Genomic DNA, 18,361 nt, shown 5'->3' with positions numbered 1-18,361 from the left:
GCACATGGTCGACACAGCAGGGAGGGGAATGATCCATGGTCCTAAGCCGTCTTGCCGCCGCCGCGGCTGCTTCGATACTGGCGATCGCAACGGGCCCGGCCACCGCGCAGCCCGATGCGAACCTTGCGGGCTCCACCATCTTTGGCACGTGGATGAACCCGTACAACAGCGTGGCGGTGCGCACCGGCCCGTGCGGCGAGCGCCTGTGCGGCTGGATCGTGTGGGCGAACCAAGAAGCGCAGAACGACGCGCGCGACGGCGGGACGCCCAAGCTGATCGGCACCGCGTTGCTGGAAAACTACCGTGCCGACAAGCCGGGGAGCTGGTCGGGCACGGTGTTCGTGCCTGACATGAACCGGCGCTTCTACTCGATCATCCAGCATGTCGGCCCTGACCAGATGAAGGTGAAGGGCTGCATCCTGGGCGGGCTGCTGTGCAAGTCGCAGCTGTGGCACCGGATCGCGGACGTGCCGCATGCGTGAATGGCGCGAGCGGCTGGCGCGCCATCGCACCGCGCTGTCGCTGATCGCGGTGTTGGTGCTGATCGCGCTCGGCTTCGCGGCGATGCAGCAACTGACGCGCGAGCTGCACTTCTCGGAAGTCCGCGCCGCGCTCCACGCGCTGTCGCCATGGCAGGTCACCGCGTCGATCGCGTTCACCGCGCTCAGCTATCTGACGCTGACCGGCTATGACGTGCTGGCGCTCCGGATCATCGGCCGGCCGTTGCCGTGGCGCACCGCAGCGCTGGGCTCGTTCACCAGCTATACGCTGAGCCACAATCTCGGGCTGTCGGTGCTGACCGGCGGGTCGGCACGTTATCGCATCTATACCGCCGCCGGTCTGGACGGACCGGACGTGGCGCGCGTAATCGGGATCGCCAGCGCGACGTTCTGGAGCGGCGTGGTGACGGTCGCCTCGGTCGCGCTGCTGGCGCGGAGCGGACCGATCGCACTGGCGGGTGTCACGATCCCCGCGGCGATCGCGCACGGCGTCGCGACGGCGATACTGGTCGCGGTGGCGACGGTGGTGGTGCTGTGCGGCAAGGCCGACGGCCCGCTGCGCGTATGGCGCTTCAGCGTGCCGTTGCCGGATGCGGGACAGGCGCTGGCGCAGATCGGGCTGGCGGTGCTGGATACCAGCGCGGCGGCCGCGGCGCTGTTCGTGCTGGTGCAGGGCGCCGATCCGGCGTTGCTGCCCGCCTTCGTGCTCGCCTATGCGCTGGGGATCGTCGCGGCGGTGCTGGCGCACGTGCCGGGCGGCATCGGCGTGTTCGAGGCGGTGGTGCTGGCGGTGCTGCCCGGCGACCGCTCGGTCGCGTTCGCGGCGCTGATCGCTTACCGGGTGATCTATTACCTGCTGCCGCTGGCCGTCGCGGTGGCGATCCTGGCGTGGCGCGAGGGCCTGCGGCGGCGGCACCTGCTGGATCATCCGCTGTCCTCGCGACTGCTGCGCGACGGACGCGCGGTCGCGAACGGCATCGCGCCGCTGGCGCTGACCGCGGCAACCTTCATGAGCGGGGCGATGCTGCTGCTGTCGGGGTCGCTGCCGTCGCTGCATCATCGCATGGGCGCGCTGGCATCGATCGTCCCGCTGCCGTTCATCGAGGCCAGCCATGTCGCGGCCAGCCTGGTCGGGACCGGATTGCTGCTGCTGGCACCGGGTCTGTATCGGCGTCTGGACGGCGCCTTCGTCGCGACGCGCGCGCTGCTGCTGGCGGGCGCGGCCTTCTCGCTGGCGAAGGGCATCGATTACGAGGAGGCGATCGCCTGCCTGACGCTGGCGGCGATGCTGCAATGGACACGCGGCGCCTTTTACCGTCGCACCGCGCTGACGCAGATCCGCTGGTCGGCGGGGTGGTTGTCGGCGGTGCTGGTGGTGCTGGCCGCGGCGGTGTGGATCGGCCTGTTCGCCTATCGCCGCGTGCCGTACCAGGACGATCTGTGGTGGCAGTTCGCGTTGAAGGGCGATGCACCGCGCTTCCTGCGCGCGACCCTGGCCGCGGCGGCGGCGCTCGTGGCGGCTTTGGTGTGGCGGTGGATGTCGCCGCCGCGCGCGCTGCCGGCGGCACAGGTAGACCCGGCGGCGGTGGCGGGCGTGCTGGCGCGCGCCGATCGTACCGATGCGATGCTGGCGCTGCTGGGCGACAAGCGCTTCCTTTTCGCTGAATCGGGCGCGGCGATGCTGATGTACCAGGTGCGCGGCGCGAGCTGGATCGTGATGGGCGATCCGGTGGGCGAGCGCGGCGACTGGCCGGAGTTGTTGTGGCGGATCCGCGACATGGCCGATCAGGCGCAGGGGCGGCTGATGCTGTACCAGGTGACCGGGCCGGTGCTGGAGCTGGCGATCGGCATGGGGCTGCACATCATCAAATACGGCGAGGAGGCGGTGATCGATCTCGCCGATTTCACTCTGGATACGCCGCGGCTGCGATCGGTGCGCAAGGCGGAGCGCGCGGCGGCGCGACGGGGTTTGTCCTTGCGGATCGTGCCGGCCGGGGCGGTGCCCGTGGTGATCGACGAGCTGGCGGCGATTTCGGCCGACTGGCTGGGTGCCAAGGGGCAGGCGGAGAAGAGCTTCAGCCTGGGGCATTTCAGCCGCAGCTATATCGAGCAGTTCGACGTCGCGTTGGTGATGGAGGGCGAGCGGATCGTGGCCTTCGCCAATTTGTGGCTCACCGCGAATCGCGAGGAAGCGTCAGTCGACCTGATGCGGCACCGCGACGATGCGCCGCACGGCACGATGGACTATCTGTTCGTCAACATCCTGCAATGGGCAAGGGATCGCGGCTATCGCCGCTTTTCGCTGGGGATCGCGCCGCTATCGGGGATCTCGGGACGGCGACTGGCGCCGGCCTGGGCACGCGCGGCGTCGCTGGTCTTCCACCATGGCGAGCGTCTGTACGGCTTCCGCGGCCTGCGCAGTTACAAGGAGAAGTTCGCGCCGCGCTGGGAGCCGCGCTACATCGCCGGGCCGAAGGGCATCGGGATGCTGCGGACGCTGCGCGACCTGTCACGGATGATCGGCCACGCGCCGGCGAAGTCGTAAGGACTTCGCCGACGTGCGACCAAGCGTGATCAGTCCTTCTTCGCGGTGAGATGCGCGCTGAGGAACTTGTTCATCTCGAACATGCTGGCCGACTTCTTGCCGAAGATCTTCTCCAGCTTGTCGTCGGCATTGATCTGACGGCGGTCCTTGGCGTCCTGCAGATCGTTCTTCTTGATGTATTCCCAAACCTTGCTGACGACTTCGCTGCGCGGCAGGTCGTTCTTGCCGACGATCTCGGCCAGATCTGCCGAGGGGGTCACCGGGGCGGTGATGCCCCCGCGCGCGCCGCCTGCGGGCTTGCCGGTCGCCTTGACCTTCTTTTCCGCAGCCTTGGTTTCGTCCTTGCCGCGCTTCTCCGCCGACTTCGCCATCATGTGCTCCCTTCCTGAACAAAGACCGAATGGCGCAACACCCGGGTGCTGCGCAAGTTCATCGTGTCGTGCCTTATCAGGGGTTTTGCGCCCGTGCACAAGGAAGCACGAGACGGAACGTGGTCGAGGGGCCTGCGAGCAGCGACAGGGTGCCGCCGTGCGCGTGCGCGATCTGCCGCGCCAGGCTGAGCCCGACACCGGTCCCACCGGGCTTGGCGGTGTGGAAGGGGCGGAAGATGCGGGTGGCGTGCGCGGGGTCGATGCCCGGGCCGTCGTCAACGATGTCGATCGTGAGCCGGTCCGGCTGGGCGGTCACGTCCAGCGCGATGCGGGTGGCGGGCGCCTCGGCGGCATTCTGGAGCAGCGCCCACAGCGTTTGCGTCACCTGATCGCGGTCGAGCGACCATGTCGCGTCCCGGGGAAGCGCGATGGTGAGCGCGGTCTGCGGCCAGCGTCCGGCGAACAGGCGCGCGAGGTCGCCGGTCAGATCGGCGAGCGCGACGAGGCGCGCGGTGGGGTGCGGCAGGCGCGCCAGCGAGCGATAGGCTTCGGTGAAGCGCAGCAACCCTTCGGCGCGGCGCGCAAGCGTCTGGAGGATCTCGCGCAGCAGCGCGGCGTCGGGAGCGGAACGGTCGAGCGCGGCGGCGCCGCTTTCGGCAAGCGAGGCGATCGGGGCAAGGCCGTTGAGCAGCTCGTGCCCGAGTACCTGGATCAGCTCGGCGGCGGCGCGCGCCTCGGCGGCGCGCTCCTCCTGCTCGATGTCGATCAGTGCCGCGACGGTGGAGTCGCCGATCGTCACCCGGTCGATGCGCCAGCTGCGGCCTTCGTGGCGCAAGTGCCGGGCGGCGGGATCGAACAAGGGTGCGGGCGGATCCGGGAGGCGCGTGTCGGTAGCGAACAGCCGGCGGGCGGCGCGGTTGAGCGCGCGTGCGCCGCGCTGCTCGACGGCGACGAGCGGGGTGGGCGCGGCGTCGAGCAGCAGGTGCGGCGCCGCGACCGGTGCGGCCGGCGGCGCCGGCGGCGTCGCGCGTCGCGCCTCGCCGCGACGCTCGGCCAATAGCCCGGCGGCGACCAGCAGGGTGCCGCAGACCGTGCCCCACACGCCGTACCGCCAGGCGAGCGCCGCGGCGACGCCGGCTGCGAACAGCAGCGCCCCCGATGTCAGCCGCCGCGCCTCAGAGCCCATAGCGCGCCATGCGGCGGTAGAGCGCGCCGCGGCTGAGCCCGAGCGCGGTGGCGGCATGGGTGACGTTATGGCGATGGCGGCGCAGCGCGGCCTGGATCATCACGCGCTCGGCATCGTCGAGATCGAAGGTGTCGGCGACGATCGCGGGTGCAGCCTCCGGCAGCGCCAGCGCGGCGGCGTCGATCGCAGCGCCGTCCGCCAACAGCACCGCACGTTCGACCGCCAGCGCCAGCCCGCGCACCTCGTCGGACCAGCGCGTGGCGGCGATCGTTGCTTCGGCGGCGGGGGTGAGCGACACGCCCGGTCGCCCGAACCGCTCGGCGGCGAGCCGCGCGAAATGGCGCGCGAGCAGCACCGCGTCGCCATCGCGATCGGCGAGTGGCGGCACCGCGATCTCGACGGTGGCGAGCCGGCGGCGCAGCGCCGGGGAAAGCGGGGCGCCGTCGTCGACGATCGCGATACAGCGCGTGGCGACGGGCAGGCGATCGAGCAGCCGGGCCTGTGCGACCGCATCGAGCAGGTCGGCGTGGCGCAGGATCGCGGTCCCGGGCGCGGTGTCGAGCCGCATCCAGGCGTCGGCGTCGCGCAGGTCGACGCGTATCGGCGCTTCCGGATCGGCGGAGGCGGCGTGGAGCGCCAGCGCGGCGAGCGTGCGGCCGCTGCCCGAAGGACCGGTCACCGCGATGCCGGCGCCGCTCGGGCCGAAGCGCTGGATCTGCGCGCGCAGCCGTTGGATCGCGGCGCTTTCACCGAGCAGTCGGACCGGCGTGGTGCTCGGCAAAGCGGCGGCGAGCATCGCCGGCGGGCGCGCGACTGCCGCCTCCACCTTGGCGATCAGTTCGGCATTGCGCCACGGTTTCATCACGAAGTCGCGCGCGCCGGCCTGCATCGCGGCGACCGCGATGCGGATGCCGCTGTGCGCGGTAAGCGCGACGATGCAGGCGGCGGGATCGTCGGCGATCACTCGCGCGAGACAGGCCAGCCCTTCGTCGCCGCTCGATTGTCCTGGGGAAAAGTTCATGTCGAGCAGGATCGCGTCGAAGCGCCGCTCGGCGAGGCGTGAGTAGCCCTCGGCGGGGGAGGCGGCGGTGTCGAAGGCGTGCCCGGCGATCCGGAAGGCGATTTCCAGCGCGCGGGCGACCGCAGGATTGTCATCGATCAGCAGGATTGACAGCGCGGACGACTGTCCGTCCGTGGACAGTGTGTCCGCAGACGAACGGTCGCCATCGGACGAATCAGGTGAAAATCGCGTATTCATAGCGGTTTAGCGTTTCGGCTGCCGATCGGTGACACTGGCGGCCATGATGACCGATCAGCCCGTACACGCAACCACCGCCCCCGCGACCGCGCCGGGCGCGGCGATGGACCGCCGGATCGCGCGCGCGCCGGTCCGCTGGTGGCGCCGGCGCGAGGTATTGGCGACCGTGGCGCTGCTGGTCGTGGCGGTGCTGCTGTGGCGGTTGCTGCCCGCCAGCGGGTCGACCGACGTGGCGAGCGCGAACGTGGAAATTGGTGAGGTGACGCGGGCGCCCTTTGCCGATTACCTGCCGGTGCGCGCGACCGTCGCGCCGCGCGTCACCACCCTGGTCGGCGTACTGGCGGGCGGGCAGGTCGAGAAGCTGCTGGTGCAGGACGGCGCGATGGTGATCGAGGGGCAGCCGCTGGCGACGCTGGCCAATCCCGAGCTGCGGCTGGAGGTGTTGACGCGCGAGGCGTCGATCGCCGGACAATTAGGGCAGGTGGCCGGCGAGAACCTGGGGATCGAGCGCAACCGGCTCGATCGCGCGGGGCAGATTGCGCAAGCCAATTACGATCTCATCAAGGCGCGGCGCGACCTGTCGATCCGTCAGCAGCTTCACGACCAGGGCTTCCTGTCGGACGCGGGCGTGAAGAGCTATGCGGAGGAAGCCGCCTATCAGGAGAAGCGCCTCGCGCAGTTGCAGACCGGCGGCGCGGCGGAGGCGCGCATCACCGCCACGCAGGGATCGCGGCTGGACGACACGCGCGGCCGCCTTGAGCGCAACATGGCGGCGGTGCGGGCCGGGCTCGACTCGCTGACGATCCGCGCCTCGGCAAGCGGGCGGCTGACCAATTTCACGATCCAGCCCGGACAGGCGCTGAAGCCGGGCGATCCGGCCGGGCAGATCGACAGCGAGGGATCGTGGAAACTGACCGCCGATGTCGACGAATATTATCTCGGCCGCGTCGTGGTGGGGCAGAAGGCGCACGCGGGAGACGCGGGCCTGAGCGTGTCGAAGGTGCTGCCGGCGGTGAAGGACGGGCGGTTCCGCGTCGAGCTGATCTTCGACCACGCCGCCCCCGCCGGGCTCAACCGCGGGCAGACGCTCGACATCCGCATCACGCTCGGCAGCACCGCGCCCGCGCTGGTGGCGCCGGTCGGCGGCTGGCTGGAGGCGGGTGGCGGATCGTCGGTCTTCGTCCTCGACGCCGATGGCGAACACGCCCGGCGTCGTGCGGTGAAGACCGGTCGCCGCAATCCGGAGCAGGTTGAGATCCTGTCCGGGCTGAGCGCCGGCGAGCGCATCGTGACCACCAACACCGCGTCCGTGAAGGGCGACATCATCAACCTGCGTTGAAAAAGGGGGTCGACATGATCCGTCTCGAGAATATCCAGCGCCGCTACGTCTCCGAAGACGTCGAGACGACCGCGCTGGCCGATATCAACCTGCACGTCCAGTCGGGCGAGTTCGTCGCGATCATGGGACCGTCCGGGTGCGGCAAGTCGACGCTGCTCAACACCCTGGGCACCGTCGATCGCCCGACCGGGGGACGGTATCTGTTCGGCGACCGCGACCTGGCGGCGATGGACGAGCGCGAGCTGGCACGGTTCCGGGGCAGTACGCTCGGCTTCGTCTTCCAGAGCTTCAATCTGATCGACGAGCTGACGATCGAGGAAAATGTCGCGCTGGGGCTGGCCTATCGCAGCGACGCGGGCGACCGGCGCGCGCGGGTGGCGGCGGCGATGGACAAGGTCGGGATCGCGCACCGCGCGCGGCATTTCCCGCACCAATTGTCGGGCGGGCAGCAACAGCGCGCGGCGATCGCGCGCGCCATCGTCGGGGACCCGAAGCTGATCCTCGCCGACGAGCCGACCGGCAATCTGGACACCGCCAACGGCGAGCAGGTGATGGGCATCCTGGGCGCGCTGAACGAGGCGGGCGCGACGATCGTGATGGTGACGCACTCGCCTAGCCACGCCGACATGGCGAAGCGCCGGATCGACATGCTCGACGGGCGCATCGTCGCCAGCGCCATGCGCGCGATCTGACAGGGGAGAAAACATGATGATAAAGCGGATGACGGCTGCAGCGCTGTGTGCGCTGCTGGGTGGCTGCGTGATCGCGGTCGGCAACGGCGATACCGCTGATGCGGCGCCGATCGAGACGCGGCGGTTCGAGGTCGCGGCGTTCGATCGCGTCGTACTGGCCGCCGGTGACGCAGTGCGGGTGCTGTCGGGCGACACGGCGTCGGTGGTGGCAAGCGGCGACCCGCGCGCGCTGAGCGCTCTGTCGGTAACGGTCGAGCACGGCCAGCTGCGCGTCGCGCGAAAGTCGGGCCGATGGAGCGATCGGGGCGCGGTGGTGACGGTGACCGTCCCGGTGCTGCGCGATGCGGAGTTGAGCGGCTCGGGCAGCATGGACGTCGAGGCGGTGGCGCCCGCGTTCGCGGCGCATCTGTCCGGTTCGGGATCGCTCGACCTGCGCGGCGTGCGCGGCGACACCGTCACGATCGACGCGGACGAATCGGGGAGCGTCACCGCCAGCGGCGCGGTGCGCTCACTCGACGTGCGGGTGCGCGGGTCGGGAGATGTCGATGCACGGGCACTGGCGGCGCGCGATGTGCGCGTCGACCTGTCGGGCAGCGGGAGTGTGCGGGCGCAGGCGTCACAGACGGCGGACGTCTCGGCGGGCGGATCGGGCGACGTGACGATCGCGGGAAGCCCGCGCTGCTCGGTGAGCAAGGGCGGCAGCGGATCGGTGCGCTGTGGTTGACCGGTCGCGTCCTTTTCCTTCTTCTTGCATGGAGGTGCCGCGATGAACCGCTTCGCGTTGCTGTCGCTCTACCGCTCGCTGACCCGTCACAAGCTATACGCCGCGCTGAACATCGGCGGGCTTGCGATAGGGATCGCGGTGTTCCTGGTGCTGGGACTGTACGTCCGCTTCGAGACGAGTTTCGAGCGATGGGTGCCGCGACATGACCGCATCTACGAAGTGCAGACCGTCTGGAACCTGCCGGGCAGTCCCTTCAACGGGCGCTACTCAGAAACCATGGGCGGCTTGCTGGAGCAAATGCAGGAGGATTTTCCTGGAACGGTTGGCACCCGTGTCTGGGGCGGAGAGGGCGCGGGCAGCGTTCTACGCCGCGGAATCGCGACGAAGGAAGACGTGGCCGAAGTCGATCCATCCTTTTTCGACGTCTTTGATCTGCCGATGGTGAGCGGCGACGGGCGCCGCGGCCTGTCGGATCCATCCGGCGCGATAATTAGCGAAAGTCTGGCGCGGAAATATTTCGGGACCAGCGATCCCATTGGGCAGACGATAACGGCGTCGTATGAGGAGCCGCGTGATTACCGGATCGGTGGTGTCTTCAAGGATTTGCCTGCCAACAGCGACATGAAGATTTCCTTGCTCCTGTCGCTGAACAAAGATCCGAAACGGGATAGTTGGTATCACTGGGGCAGCACGCACCTAACGACCTACCTCAGGCTCGATACGCCTGCGGCGGCGCGTTCCTTTCAGCAGAAGCTGCCCGCTTTCGTTGATCGGCGCGCACTGAAAGACATAGGGCCTCGGGCAACACAGACGTATAGTCTCGCATTGCTGCCACTTGCTCAGGAGCATTTCGCCTCGCCCACCGGCGGTATGTCGAGCAGAAAGCTTGCCGTCGTGACGCTGGGCGTGGTGGGCGCGCTCGCATTGCTGATCGCGATGGTCAACTACGTCAATCTCGCCACCGCTCGCGCCGGGTTGCGCGCGCGAGAGGTCGCAATGCGCAAGGTGCTGGGCGCGGATCGCGGAGCGCTGGTGACGCAATTCCTGGGTGAGGCGTTGCTGACGGTGGCGATAGCGGCCCTCGGCGGGTTGATACTTGCCGAGCTCGGCTTGCCGTTGGTGAATGCGGCGGGCGGACTGTCGCTGACCGTTCCGTATGCGCTGGTCGTACCGTCATTGATGTTGCTGGTTGCAGTGGTTGGGGTTCTGGCTGGCCTCTATCCCGCGCTGATCCTGTCACGCTTCCCTGCAGCTGCGGTCTTGGCATCTGCTCGGTCGCCGGGCGGCGGGCGAGCGGGTGCGCGTTTGCGTGAGGTGCTGGTCGTCTTCCAATTCGGGCTGGCGATCGCCTTTATGATCGGAACGTTGATCCTGTCTGCGCAGACACGTCATGTTCGAGAGGCCGACCTGGGTTATCGGCGCGACGGACTGATCATCTTCCGCTCCATCGGCGACGGCAATGTCACCAGCAGCCAGCGCCGGAACATGCTGGCGGCGATCAGCACGTTGCCGGGCGTCCAGCGGGTGGCTCTCGGAAATGACGGAGCAGGGGGCAGCGGCACGAAGAACGGCGACGACGTAGCGCTGCCCGGTGTGCCGGGAAGTGGCGTCAACATGCGCTGGGTCAACGTCGGCCCCAGCTTCTTCGACGTCTATGGCGCGCGATTGATCGCAGGCCGCCTGTTCGATCCGGCACGCCGCGATGATGACAGTCAGATAGGGCACCAAGGGCGTGGGCAGAACATCGTCATCAATCGTCTGGGGGTGGGCCAGTTGCGTTTCCCCTCACCGAAGGCGGCGATAGGTCAGACGGTCGGGGGTGATCGTCCGCGCACGATCATCGGGGTAATTGACAACATGCGCTTCGACACGCCGCGCGATCCAATTGCCCCTACCTACTTTTACTACAACAGCGACCCTGCAAAGGAGTACGGCATGATCGCCAGCATCCGCTATACCGGCGATCCGCGGGCGATCCTGGCCTCAATCCGGTCCATCTGGCAGCGGATGGTGCCGCAGGTACCGTTCGACGGCGATACCGCCGACAACCGGCTGGTGCGCTACTACAAGGCCGACGATCAGACTACCCGGCTGTTCGCGATCGGTGCCGGGCTGGCGGTGCTGATCGGGTGCGTCGGGCTATGGGGGCTCGCGTCGTTCAATACTGCGCGGCGCGTGAAGGAGATCGGGATCCGCAAGACGCTGGGCGCCTCGTCGGCGGACATCGTGAAGCTGCTCGTCGGGCAGTTCCTGCGCCCGGTCCTGATCGCCAATGTCGTCGCCTGGCCGCTGGCGTTCGTGGCGATGCGGACGTGGCTGGCCGGCTTCGACGACCGGATCGCGCTGTCGCCGCTGTTCTTCCTCGGTGCGAGCGTGCTGGCGACGGCGATCGCGGTGCTGACCGTGCTGGGGCAGTCGTTGCGCGCCAGCCGTGCCGCGCCGGCCTGGGCATTGCGCCATGAGTAAATGGTGGGTCGGGGGCGCCGCACTCGCGCTGGCGTGTCCGGCCACGGGCGAGACGCTGCACGAGGCGGTGGCGGCGGCCTATGCCTCCAATCCACAGCTGGCGGCGGCGCGGGCGCGGCAGGACGCACTGACCGAGACGCCGGAGCAGGCGCGGGCGCTGGCGCGGCCCGCGCTGGGGCTGACCGGCGGCGGGGGCTACGACCGGCAGGGTTATGGCAATGCGGCATATGGCGTGGCGAACGCAACGCTGCCGATCTGGACCGGGGGGCGCGTCGGCGCGGCGGTGCGCGCCGCGAACGCCGATGTGCAGGCGGGCGCCGAGGGATTACGCGATGCCGAGGCGGCGATCGTGCAGGCGGTCGTCTCCGCCTATGCGGCGTTGCTGTTCAACCAGCAGGCCGTCGAGGTCGCGCGCGTCGGGATCGTGCGGCTCGACGGGCAAGTGGCGGAGGCGCGCTCGCGCTTCGGACTGGGGCAGGCGACGCGCACCGACGTCGCGCAGCTGGAGGCGCAGCGCGCCAGCGTCGCGGCGAACCTGGCCGATGCGGAGGGTGCGTTGCAGGTCGCTGCGGCGGCTTACCGCGCGGTGGTCGGGCAGGAGGCGGGAGCGCTGTCGGCGGAGATCGCCCCGCCCGCGACCCTGCCTGCCACGCGCGAGGAAGCGCGGGCGGCGGCCGAGGCGGACAATCCGCTGCTGCTGCAACAACGGCGCGCGGCGGCAGCGTCGGCGGCCCGGATCGATCAGGCGCGGGCGGAGCGCGCACCGACGGTCGATCTGGCGGGCAGCTATGGCCGCGGCGGGCGGCTGGCGGACGGCGACGTGCGCGGCTTCCCGGCCGCGGCGGCGGTGGGGCTTGCCGTGCGCCTGCCGCTGCTGACCGGCGGGCTGGTGCCTTCGCGGGTGCGACAGGCCGAGGCTGCGAACCGGGCCGACCGCTTCCTGATCGACGCCGCCGATCGCGAGGCGGTGCGGGCGAGCGATGCGGCATGGGCGACGCTGAACGCCGCGCAGGCACGGCTGCGCGCCAATGCCGAGGGGCGGGCGGCAGCGGACGTGGCGTTGAAGGGCGTGCGGGCGGAATATGGCTTCGGCCTGCGCTCGACGATCGACATCCTCGTCGCCGACCAGAGCTATCGCGCCGCGCAGCTGGCGGTCGCCGCGGCGCGCGCCGATGTGCTGGTCGCGCAGGCCGCGCTGCTGCGCGCAACCGGGCGCCTGACCCGCGACGCCTATTGACCCGTCAGCGTCGCCCAGATCGGGAGATGGTCGGACGCGACGCGCGCGGCGGGCGATTGGTGGACCCCGCACGCCGCGACCCTCAGCTCGCGCGAGACCATGATACGGTCGAGCCGCGCGATCGGGCGGCGCGCGTGAAAGCTGGGGCCGGTATCCGCGAAGTGGAACGCTGCGCCGAAGTCGCGCAGGCACCCCGCCGCGCGGGTCCACTCGTTGAGATCGCCCATCATCACCGTCGGCAATGGCCGCGCGCTGGCGGCGACATGCGACAGGATCGTCGCCGCCTGCCGCCGGCGCCACAACCCCGACAGATCGAGGTGCATGCCGACGACCCGCACCGCAACATCCCCCACCGCGACGTCGGCCATCACCGCCCCACGCGGCTCCAGCGCGGGGAGGTGGAGTTGCTCGCAATCGAGAACGCGCGCCGACTTGCGCACGAGGATGGCGTTGCCGTGCCAACCCATGCTGCCTGCGCGCATCCCGAGGCCGACCGACTGCCAGTCGCTATGCTCCTCCAGCAGGTGCGGGGTGAGGACCGCCGCACGCTGTCCGAAACGGCGATCGGCTTCCTGGAGCGCGACGACATCGGCGTCGATCTCGCGCAGCACCTGCAGGACACGCTCGGGACTGCGGCGGCGATCGGTGCCGATCGCCTTGCGCATGTTGTAGCTGGCGACTTTCAACATCATTGCCGCTGCGCAACGGCCGACGGGTGGTGCCGGTTGCAGGGATCGAACCCGCGACCTTCGGTTTACAAAACCGCTGCTCTACCAGCTGAGCTAAACCGGCGCGCCCGTGCTCGGCTTCCATGCGTCAGGTGACGCCGAACGTCCAGCCCTCTGTTGCGGCGACGTGGCCGGTGAGTGCGGCCGGGTGCCAGAGGTCCGTGCGGGTCACGACGTGGCGGAGCCAGGCGGCAGTCATCAGGGCGTCGGTGGCGTGGTCGGTGTAGGCGGCCAGCGGTTCGTGTGGTGCGCTGCCGAGCGCCGCCAGTGCGGCGTCGAGCGCGGCGGGATCGCGTACCTTGCTCAGACCGCGGCGCATGCCGGTCGCGCGCGCGGCGATCGCGGTGTAGATCTCGACGATCAGCGCGCCCCGGTCGGGTACGGTATCGAAGGGCCAGACGGGAATGCGTCCGTCCAGGTGGTGGAGCAGCCGCATCCCGGCGAAGCTCGCCTTGGCGACCTGTGCGGCGCCGATCGCGTCGTACACGGTAGAGGGCTTGGGGGTGCCGCCCGTGGCTTCGCAGACGCGCCAGTGCAAGAAGTCGCGCTTCGCTCCATCCGCGGCGCCCAGGTAGAAGTGACGTCCGCGCCGCGTCTCCAGGAACGAGGCCGCGCCGAGATCGGCGTCGTCGGCGTGCGCATCGACATAGGCCCATAGGGCACGGGCGTCGGCGGTGTCGCTCTCGCCCGGAAGATGCGCGCCCCGCGCCACGAACGGTGCGGAGAAGCTGAAATCGAAGCCGGCGAGCATCGGTTCGTCGCGGCGCTCCAGAAGCCAGTCGAGGACGGCGGTGCGCGACCACGCGCGGCCGGAAGGTGGAGCGATCAGGATCGGGGCGGCGTCGCCGGCGGGAGCGCTGGCGACCGCGATGCCCTTGTGAACGCTGCCCTTCGCGCCCGACCAGTCGATCGCGACGAAGCACGTGAAACGGTCAGGGGCGGGGACCATAGGCCGCCTGCTGCGCCTTGGTCGCGCGGTCCCACCATGCGCGCGCGACGACACTGCGGATGCGCTCGGCGTCGGCGCTGCCGTAGCGGACGAGCAGGCCGGGCCAGTTGGCATAATGCGCGGTCTGCCAGAAGGTGGCGGGATCGCTTTCGATCAGCACCGCCTTTTCCTCGTGCGGTGCGGCGACCGGGAAGCTGCCTGGTTCGTGCCCGGTCGAGCAGATCAGCTTGCCGCGCGTCTTGATCGCGGGCTGGCCGTAGGACGTCGACGGCTCGGTACCCGGAAGCGTGAGCGCGAAGGCGGCGACGTCGTCCCAGCTTCGGAAGGTCATGGCGCGGCGATCAGGTCGGCGGTGAAGCGCGCCACGTCGAAGCGCGCCCCGCCCGGATCCTCGCCGCGCCGCACGACGACGAGGCGGTGTGAGGGCACGACCATGACGTATTGCCCGCGGTTGCCCTGCGCCGAATAGCTGCCGGCCGGAAGTCCTTGTGCGGGGCCGAAAAGCCAGATCGACGCGCCGTAACCCTCGCTGCGGTCGGGCTGCGGGCCGGCGGGGGTGGTCATGTAGCGCATCCAGCCGGCGGGCAGCAGCCGGCGGCCCTCCCACACGCCGTCCTGCAGCCAGAATTGGCCGAGTCGGGCGAGGTCGCGCGCGGTCGTCCACACATCGCTGGAGAGGATAAAATTGTCCTGCCAGTCGCTCTGCGCGACGGTGTGGTGCATGCCCAACGTCGAAAATAGCAGCGTCGGGAGCGCGCGGTAGCGCTTTTCGCCGAGCGTCGTACGCAGTGAGTGCGCCGCGAGCAGGATATCGTTGTTGGCGTAGCGAAAGCGCTCCCCAGGGCGCGACGACAACGGCCATGAGGTCGCCTGTTGGGTGACGGCCGTGCCCCCGAAGTAGATCGCGTCGGTGCGGTTGCCGGCAGTGTCGCTGTGCAGACCCGACGACATGCGCAGCAACTGGTCGAGCGTGATCCGTGCGCGCGGATCGGCGCCGTAGCGGCTGCGCCATTCGGGGATGTCGGCCGGGCGGCGGACGTCGACCCGGCTCATGCCGACCAGCGTCCCCGTGATGCTCTTGGCGACCGACCAGGTTCGATTGGCGGTGAACGGGCCGAAGCCGTCGCGGTAGCGTTCCGCGACGATCCGTCCATCGCGCAGCACGACGACGCCGAGCGTCTCGCTGCCGCGGCCATAGGCGCCGTCGAAGGCGCGTTCGACGACGCGCGCCAGTGCCTCGTCGGGGCGCGGCGCGATGCCGGCATCGCCCATCGGCCAGGGGCGCGGATCGGCGCCGGCGGGGCGCGGCGGGGTGGCGCGGGCGCCGAAAGCCGTTGCAGCGCCGATCGGGGCCAGCGTGCAGCCTTTGCCGGCGCTCCAGCCGGCGTGGCGCGGGGGCAATTGCCGATCGAACGTCACGCTGACGGTGCCGGCGCGGCGATCCACCTGCGCGGCGAGCGTCGGGACGATCTCGTCATATTCGGGGTAGATGCCCTTCAGGTCGAGCGCTTCGATCTGACGCTCGCTGCGCCCGGCGTTGAAGACGCCGGCGCAGAGAAAGGCGGCCTTGTAGCCCGCCGCGACGGCGCGGACGTAATTGGCGCGATCGTCGGCGCGGACCGACTGCGGCGACTGCGCCATGGCAGGCATGGCCACGGCAAGGAGGGTGGAAGGGGCGATCAGGGCGGCGAGGGCGAAGGTGCGGCGCATGGTGACGGTCATTCCATCCCGCGCGCCGCAGGGCAATGCGTGATTGGCCGGCTTGGCGGTTACGAAGCGACGACGGCCGGAACCCGGGGGTAGGTGACGACAGCGTTCGCGGCGAGGGGCGCGGGGCGACCGTAGAGGAAGCCTTGCCCCATCTGGCAGCCCAGCCGCTTCAGCGCGAGCGCCTGGCTCTCGGTCTCGATCCCCTCGGCGACCACGCATTTGCCGAGCCCGCGGCCGAGGCCGACGATCGCGCGCACGATCGCGGTCGTCCCGCCGCTCAGCTGGTCGATGCCGGCGATGAACGACTGGTCGATCTTGATGCGGTCGACGGGCAGGCGGCGGAGATGGACCAGCGAGGCATAGCCGGTGCCGAAATCGTCGAGCGCGATGCAGACGCCGGCTTCGTGCAGCGCTTGCAGATTGGCGAGAATGCTGTCGGCGGCGCGGTCCAGCATGACACCCTCGGTCACCTCCACGCACAGCGACGACGGCGCGACGCCGTGATCGGCAAGCCGGTCGAGCACGCGCCGTGCCGCGCGCGGGCCGGATAGCTGCGCCGAAGTGAAGTTGACGGCAAGCACCCCCAGGTCCGCGGCATCGTCGCGCAGGCGGGCCAGCGCCAGGTCCAGCACGTGGTCCTGGATACGCAGCCCGATCCGCTCGGCGACCAGCACGTCGGCGAAGCGCGCCGGCGACATCAGTCCGTGCACGGGATGGTTCCAGCGCAGCAACGCCTCGTGCCCGCAGATCGCAGCGTCGTGCAATGACACGATCGGCTGGAGATGCAGCTCGAACTCGCCGCGGATCAGCGCCGCCTCGGCATCGCCCGCGAACTCGGTGCGCAACTCGCGGAGGCTGCGCTGCAACGGGTCGTAGCGGCAATGACGCCCGCGCCCGATGCGCTTGGCAGTGTAGAGCGCGAGGTCGGCGTTCTGGAACAGCAGGTCGAGCGCCTGTGCGTCTTCCGGATAGCGGGTCGAGCCGATGCTAAGCGACATGGTGCCGGTCTGGTCGGCGAAGGACCAGCTTTCGCCCTGAGCGGCGGCGATCGCCTGGATCAGCGCCGCGGCGGCGTCGGGACCGCCGGGACACAGGATCGCGAACTCGTCGCCGCCGATGCGGCACACCCGCGCATCGGGAAGCGCCTGCGTCGCGTCCGACAGAGCGGCAGCGATCGCGCGGAGAAGCGCGTCCCCGGCCGCATGGCCGAGCCGATCGTTCACGTCCTTCAGATAGTCGACGTCGATCAGGAACAGGTCGAACGGCGCCGCCTCCGCGATCAGCCGCTGAGTCTGATCCTGGAAGGCGGCACGGTTGCCGAGCCCGGTGAGAAAATCGGTATGCGCCGCGAAACGCAGCGCGTTAGCCTCGGCGCGGTCGACCTCGTGTCGCTGGCGCGCTTGCTCCAGCGTCTGGCGGATCAGGCGGAAGCGGTCGGCGATCGCCAGCGACAGCACCAGCGCCTCGAACGCCAGCGCGGCGAAGCTTGCCATATCGACGCGATCGTCCTGCAACGTCAGGCCGAGATTGCGCGCCAGCCGGAGCAGGAACACTGCGATCACCGGACTCCAGCCGACCAGGTAGAACCAGACCACCCGGCTGCCGCGCCGCGCGGCGATCGCGCTGGTCAGCAGCAGGATCACCATGCTGAGCGCGATGACATAGTTGAACAATCGATCCGCGAGAACCGGCGGAAACACATGATCGGCGGCCGCCATACAGCCCAGCGCCGCGGCCCCGCCCGCCAGCGCCCGGGCGATCCGGACCAGCGCACGCGGCAACACGCTTTCTTCGATCACCGCCAGGAGAAACATGGTGGCCGCCGCCACCAGCAGCCCGATGAGGACGAAATCGACGCGCACCGCCCATGGCCCGACGAGCCCCGGCACGACGAACGCCGCCATGTTCGTCCAGACGAGACCATAAGCGAGCGCCACGGCGACCCACAGCAGGTACCAGCGCTGGAACGCGTGCCGGTGCCCGGTGTGGATCACCGTGTTGTAGAGCAAGGCCGACAGCAACGTTCCCACGAACACGCCCATCAGCAGCATCCAGCCGCTGACCGTTGCGGCCAGCGCATCTGCCGAGATGGCGGTCACCTTGCGCATCAGCGAAAGGTCGTCGATCCGCTGGAACCCGATGTACAACGCGCGGATATCGCGACCGGCGGGTGCGATGGCGAAGCGCAGCACGCCACCGGGCGACCAGTTGCTCGCCAGATCGGTCGCGGCGTGTACGTGGAAAGTCGAACCGCGATCGGTGACGGTGAGGATCGCGAGCCGGTCGAAACGGGTCTGGTCGATCAGCAGGTTCCAGCGCGGCGGAAGGTCGCCGAGCCGTTTGACGTCGAGCCGCAGCCATAGCCACCTGTCGCTCCGCGTCGGCTGTCCGGTACCGCATTGATATCGCGCCGCTATCACGGCGCGCGCGTCGGGAGTGGTGTCGAGCGTGGCCGTGCAGACTCGCCCGCGCAGGTCGACCACCGTGGCGGACGCCGAACCTGGCGCCAGACCGGCGAGCAGCAGCAACCATGCGAGCGCGAGCGCCCGGAGCTTCGACTTCACCCTTCCGGTCCCTCGCGACGGATGACGTGACCGGCGCTATCAGGAAGAAGCTAACGTAAGACAACCTTTATGCGTGGCAGCGCAACATGGCG

At 69.7% G+C, this 18,361-nt stretch carries 15 protein-coding genes and 1 tRNA gene; 7 read left to right on the top strand and 9 right to left on the bottom strand.

All coding sequences use genetic code 11. The annotated features are described in order from the left end of the window. Positions 1-35: 35 nt before the first annotated feature. Both J2Y58_RS05335 and mprF read left to right on the top strand, forming a co-directional pair. On the top strand, positions 36-482 hold the full coding sequence (locus J2Y58_RS05335; RefSeq protein ID WP_310099773.1) for a DUF2147 domain-containing protein: 447 nt from the start codon (positions 36-38) through the stop codon (positions 480-482). After that, entirely contained in the window at positions 475-3,045 is a 2,571-nt protein-coding gene (gene mprF, locus J2Y58_RS05330) for a bifunctional lysylphosphatidylglycerol flippase/synthetase MprF (protein WP_310099771.1), read from the top strand. The genes J2Y58_RS05335 and mprF overlap by 8 nt, the downstream gene beginning before the upstream one ends. A gap of 29 nt (positions 3,046-3,074) precedes the next feature. On the opposite strand, the gene J2Y58_RS05325 is transcribed toward mprF, so the two are convergent. The 3 genes from J2Y58_RS05325 to J2Y58_RS05315 all read right to left on the bottom strand — a co-directional run bounded on the left by J2Y58_RS05325 (position 3,075) and on the right by J2Y58_RS05315 (position 5,860). Continuing rightward, positions 3,075-3,416, bottom strand: coding sequence for an SWIB/MDM2 domain-containing protein (locus J2Y58_RS05325; RefSeq protein WP_310099769.1), 342 nt, complete (start codon positions 3,414-3,416; stop codon positions 3,075-3,077). A 76-nt stretch (positions 3,417-3,492) separates the two neighbouring features. Continuing rightward, positions 3,493-4,602 (bottom strand): HAMP domain-containing sensor histidine kinase, encoded by a 1,110-nt coding sequence (locus tag J2Y58_RS05320; protein ID WP_310099767.1) that lies wholly within the window; start codon positions 4,600-4,602, stop codon positions 3,493-3,495. Next, positions 4,592-5,860 (bottom strand): response regulator, encoded by a 1,269-nt coding sequence (locus J2Y58_RS05315; protein ID WP_310099765.1) that lies wholly within the window; start codon positions 5,858-5,860, stop codon positions 4,592-4,594. Before J2Y58_RS05315 ends, J2Y58_RS05320 begins: the two co-directional genes overlap by 11 nt. Positions 5,861-5,906: 46 nt before the next feature. Between J2Y58_RS05315 and J2Y58_RS05310 the strand changes: the two genes are divergently transcribed. The 5 genes from J2Y58_RS05310 to J2Y58_RS05290 are packed head-to-tail and all read left to right on the top strand — an operon-like array spanning position 5,907 to position 12,318. Further along, on the top strand, positions 5,907-7,199 hold the full coding sequence (locus J2Y58_RS05310; RefSeq protein WP_310099762.1) for a biotin/lipoyl-binding protein: 1,293 nt from the start codon (positions 5,907-5,909) through the stop codon (positions 7,197-7,199). Between the two features lie 14 nt (positions 7,200-7,213). Then, positions 7,214-7,891 (top strand): ABC transporter ATP-binding protein, encoded by a 678-nt coding sequence (locus J2Y58_RS05305; protein ID WP_310099759.1) that lies wholly within the window; start codon positions 7,214-7,216, stop codon positions 7,889-7,891. A gap of 28 nt (positions 7,892-7,919) precedes the next feature. Next, complete coding sequence (locus tag J2Y58_RS05300) at positions 7,920-8,615, top strand: head GIN domain-containing protein (RefSeq protein ID WP_310099756.1); 696 nt, start codon at positions 7,920-7,922, stop codon at positions 8,613-8,615. 42 nt (positions 8,616-8,657) lie between these two features. Beyond that, positions 8,658-11,081, top strand: a complete 2,424-nt coding sequence (locus J2Y58_RS05295; protein WP_310099754.1) for an ABC transporter permease — start codon at positions 8,658-8,660, stop codon at positions 11,079-11,081. After that, positions 11,074-12,318: a TolC family outer membrane protein gene (locus J2Y58_RS05290; RefSeq protein ID WP_310099751.1), complete on the top strand. Its 1,245-nt coding sequence runs from the start codon at positions 11,074-11,076 to the stop codon at positions 12,316-12,318. Before J2Y58_RS05295 ends, J2Y58_RS05290 begins: the two co-directional genes overlap by 8 nt. Here J2Y58_RS05290 and J2Y58_RS05285 read toward each other — a convergent pair. The 6 genes from J2Y58_RS05285 to J2Y58_RS05260 form a co-directional block, all read right to left on the bottom strand. Further along, positions 12,312-13,007, bottom strand: a complete 696-nt coding sequence (locus J2Y58_RS05285; protein WP_310100614.1) for an endonuclease/exonuclease/phosphatase family protein — start codon at positions 13,005-13,007, stop codon at positions 12,312-12,314. The genes J2Y58_RS05290 and J2Y58_RS05285 overlap by 7 nt on opposite strands. 27 nt (positions 13,008-13,034) lie before the next feature. Beyond that, a tRNA-Thr gene (locus tag J2Y58_RS05280) sits at positions 13,035-13,110 on the bottom strand. A gap of 24 nt (positions 13,111-13,134) precedes the next feature. Continuing rightward, positions 13,135-13,995 (bottom strand): hypothetical protein, encoded by an 861-nt coding sequence (locus tag J2Y58_RS05275; protein WP_310099748.1) that lies wholly within the window; start codon positions 13,993-13,995, stop codon positions 13,135-13,137. Then, positions 13,979-14,326 (bottom strand): MmcQ/YjbR family DNA-binding protein, encoded by a 348-nt coding sequence (locus J2Y58_RS05270; protein ID WP_310099745.1) that lies wholly within the window; start codon positions 14,324-14,326, stop codon positions 13,979-13,981. The genes J2Y58_RS05275 and J2Y58_RS05270 overlap by 17 nt, the downstream gene beginning before the upstream one ends. After that, positions 14,323-15,717, bottom strand: coding sequence for a serine hydrolase (locus tag J2Y58_RS05265; RefSeq protein ID WP_310099742.1), 1,395 nt, complete (start codon positions 15,715-15,717; stop codon positions 14,323-14,325). The genes J2Y58_RS05270 and J2Y58_RS05265 overlap by 4 nt, the downstream gene beginning before the upstream one ends. Positions 15,718-15,764: 47 nt before the next feature. Then, a complete protein-coding gene (locus J2Y58_RS05260) occupies positions 15,765-18,269 on the bottom strand; it encodes an EAL domain-containing protein (protein ID WP_310099739.1) in 2,505 nt (834 codons plus the stop codon). Between the last annotated feature and the right edge of the window lie 92 nt (positions 18,270-18,361).

This window comes from Sphingomonas sp. BE138 (genome assembly GCF_031456125.1).
Classification (GTDB): Bacteria; Pseudomonadota; Alphaproteobacteria; order Sphingomonadales; family Sphingomonadaceae; genus Sphingomonas.
Note: the sequence above shows the minus strand (reverse complement) of the source record. Positions and strands in the feature narration are given on the sequence as shown.

What these genes read in the sequence shown, in the direction of transcription:
- J2Y58_RS05315 (WP_310099765.1), bottom strand. Translation starts at nt 5,860, where the DNA reads ATGAATACGCGATTTTCACCTGATTCGTCCGATGGCGACCGTTCGTCT.
- J2Y58_RS05285 (WP_310100614.1), bottom strand. Translation starts at nt 13,007, where the DNA reads ATGTTGAAAGTCGCCAGCTACAACATGCGCAAGGCGATCGGCACCGAT.
- J2Y58_RS05290 (WP_310099751.1), top strand. Translation starts at nt 11,074, where the DNA reads ATGAGTAAATGGTGGGTCGGGGGCGCCGCACTCGCGCTGGCGTGTCCG.
- J2Y58_RS05335 (WP_310099773.1), top strand. Translation starts at nt 36, where the DNA reads ATGGTCCTAAGCCGTCTTGCCGCCGCCGCGGCTGCTTCGATACTGGCG.
- mprF (WP_310099771.1), top strand. Translation starts at nt 475, where the DNA reads ATGCGTGAATGGCGCGAGCGGCTGGCGCGCCATCGCACCGCGCTGTCG.
- J2Y58_RS05270 (WP_310099745.1), bottom strand. Translation starts at nt 14,326, where the DNA reads ATGACCTTCCGAAGCTGGGACGACGTCGCCGCCTTCGCGCTCACGCTT.
- J2Y58_RS05325 (WP_310099769.1), bottom strand. Translation starts at nt 3,416, where the DNA reads ATGGCGAAGTCGGCGGAGAAGCGCGGCAAGGACGAAACCAAGGCTGCG.
- J2Y58_RS05320 (WP_310099767.1), bottom strand. Translation starts at nt 4,602, where the DNA reads ATGGGCTCTGAGGCGCGGCGGCTGACATCGGGGGCGCTGCTGTTCGCA.
- J2Y58_RS05295 (WP_310099754.1), top strand. Translation starts at nt 8,658, where the DNA reads ATGAACCGCTTCGCGTTGCTGTCGCTCTACCGCTCGCTGACCCGTCAC.
- J2Y58_RS05305 (WP_310099759.1), top strand. Translation starts at nt 7,214, where the DNA reads ATGATCCGTCTCGAGAATATCCAGCGCCGCTACGTCTCCGAAGACGTC.
- J2Y58_RS05300 (WP_310099756.1), top strand. Translation starts at nt 7,920, where the DNA reads ATGACGGCTGCAGCGCTGTGTGCGCTGCTGGGTGGCTGCGTGATCGCG.
- J2Y58_RS05265 (WP_310099742.1), bottom strand. Translation starts at nt 15,717, where the DNA reads ATGACCGTCACCATGCGCCGCACCTTCGCCCTCGCCGCCCTGATCGCC.
- J2Y58_RS05275 (WP_310099748.1), bottom strand. Translation starts at nt 13,995, where the DNA reads ATGGTCCCCGCCCCTGACCGTTTCACGTGCTTCGTCGCGATCGACTGG.
- J2Y58_RS05310 (WP_310099762.1), top strand. Translation starts at nt 5,907, where the DNA reads ATGACCGATCAGCCCGTACACGCAACCACCGCCCCCGCGACCGCGCCG.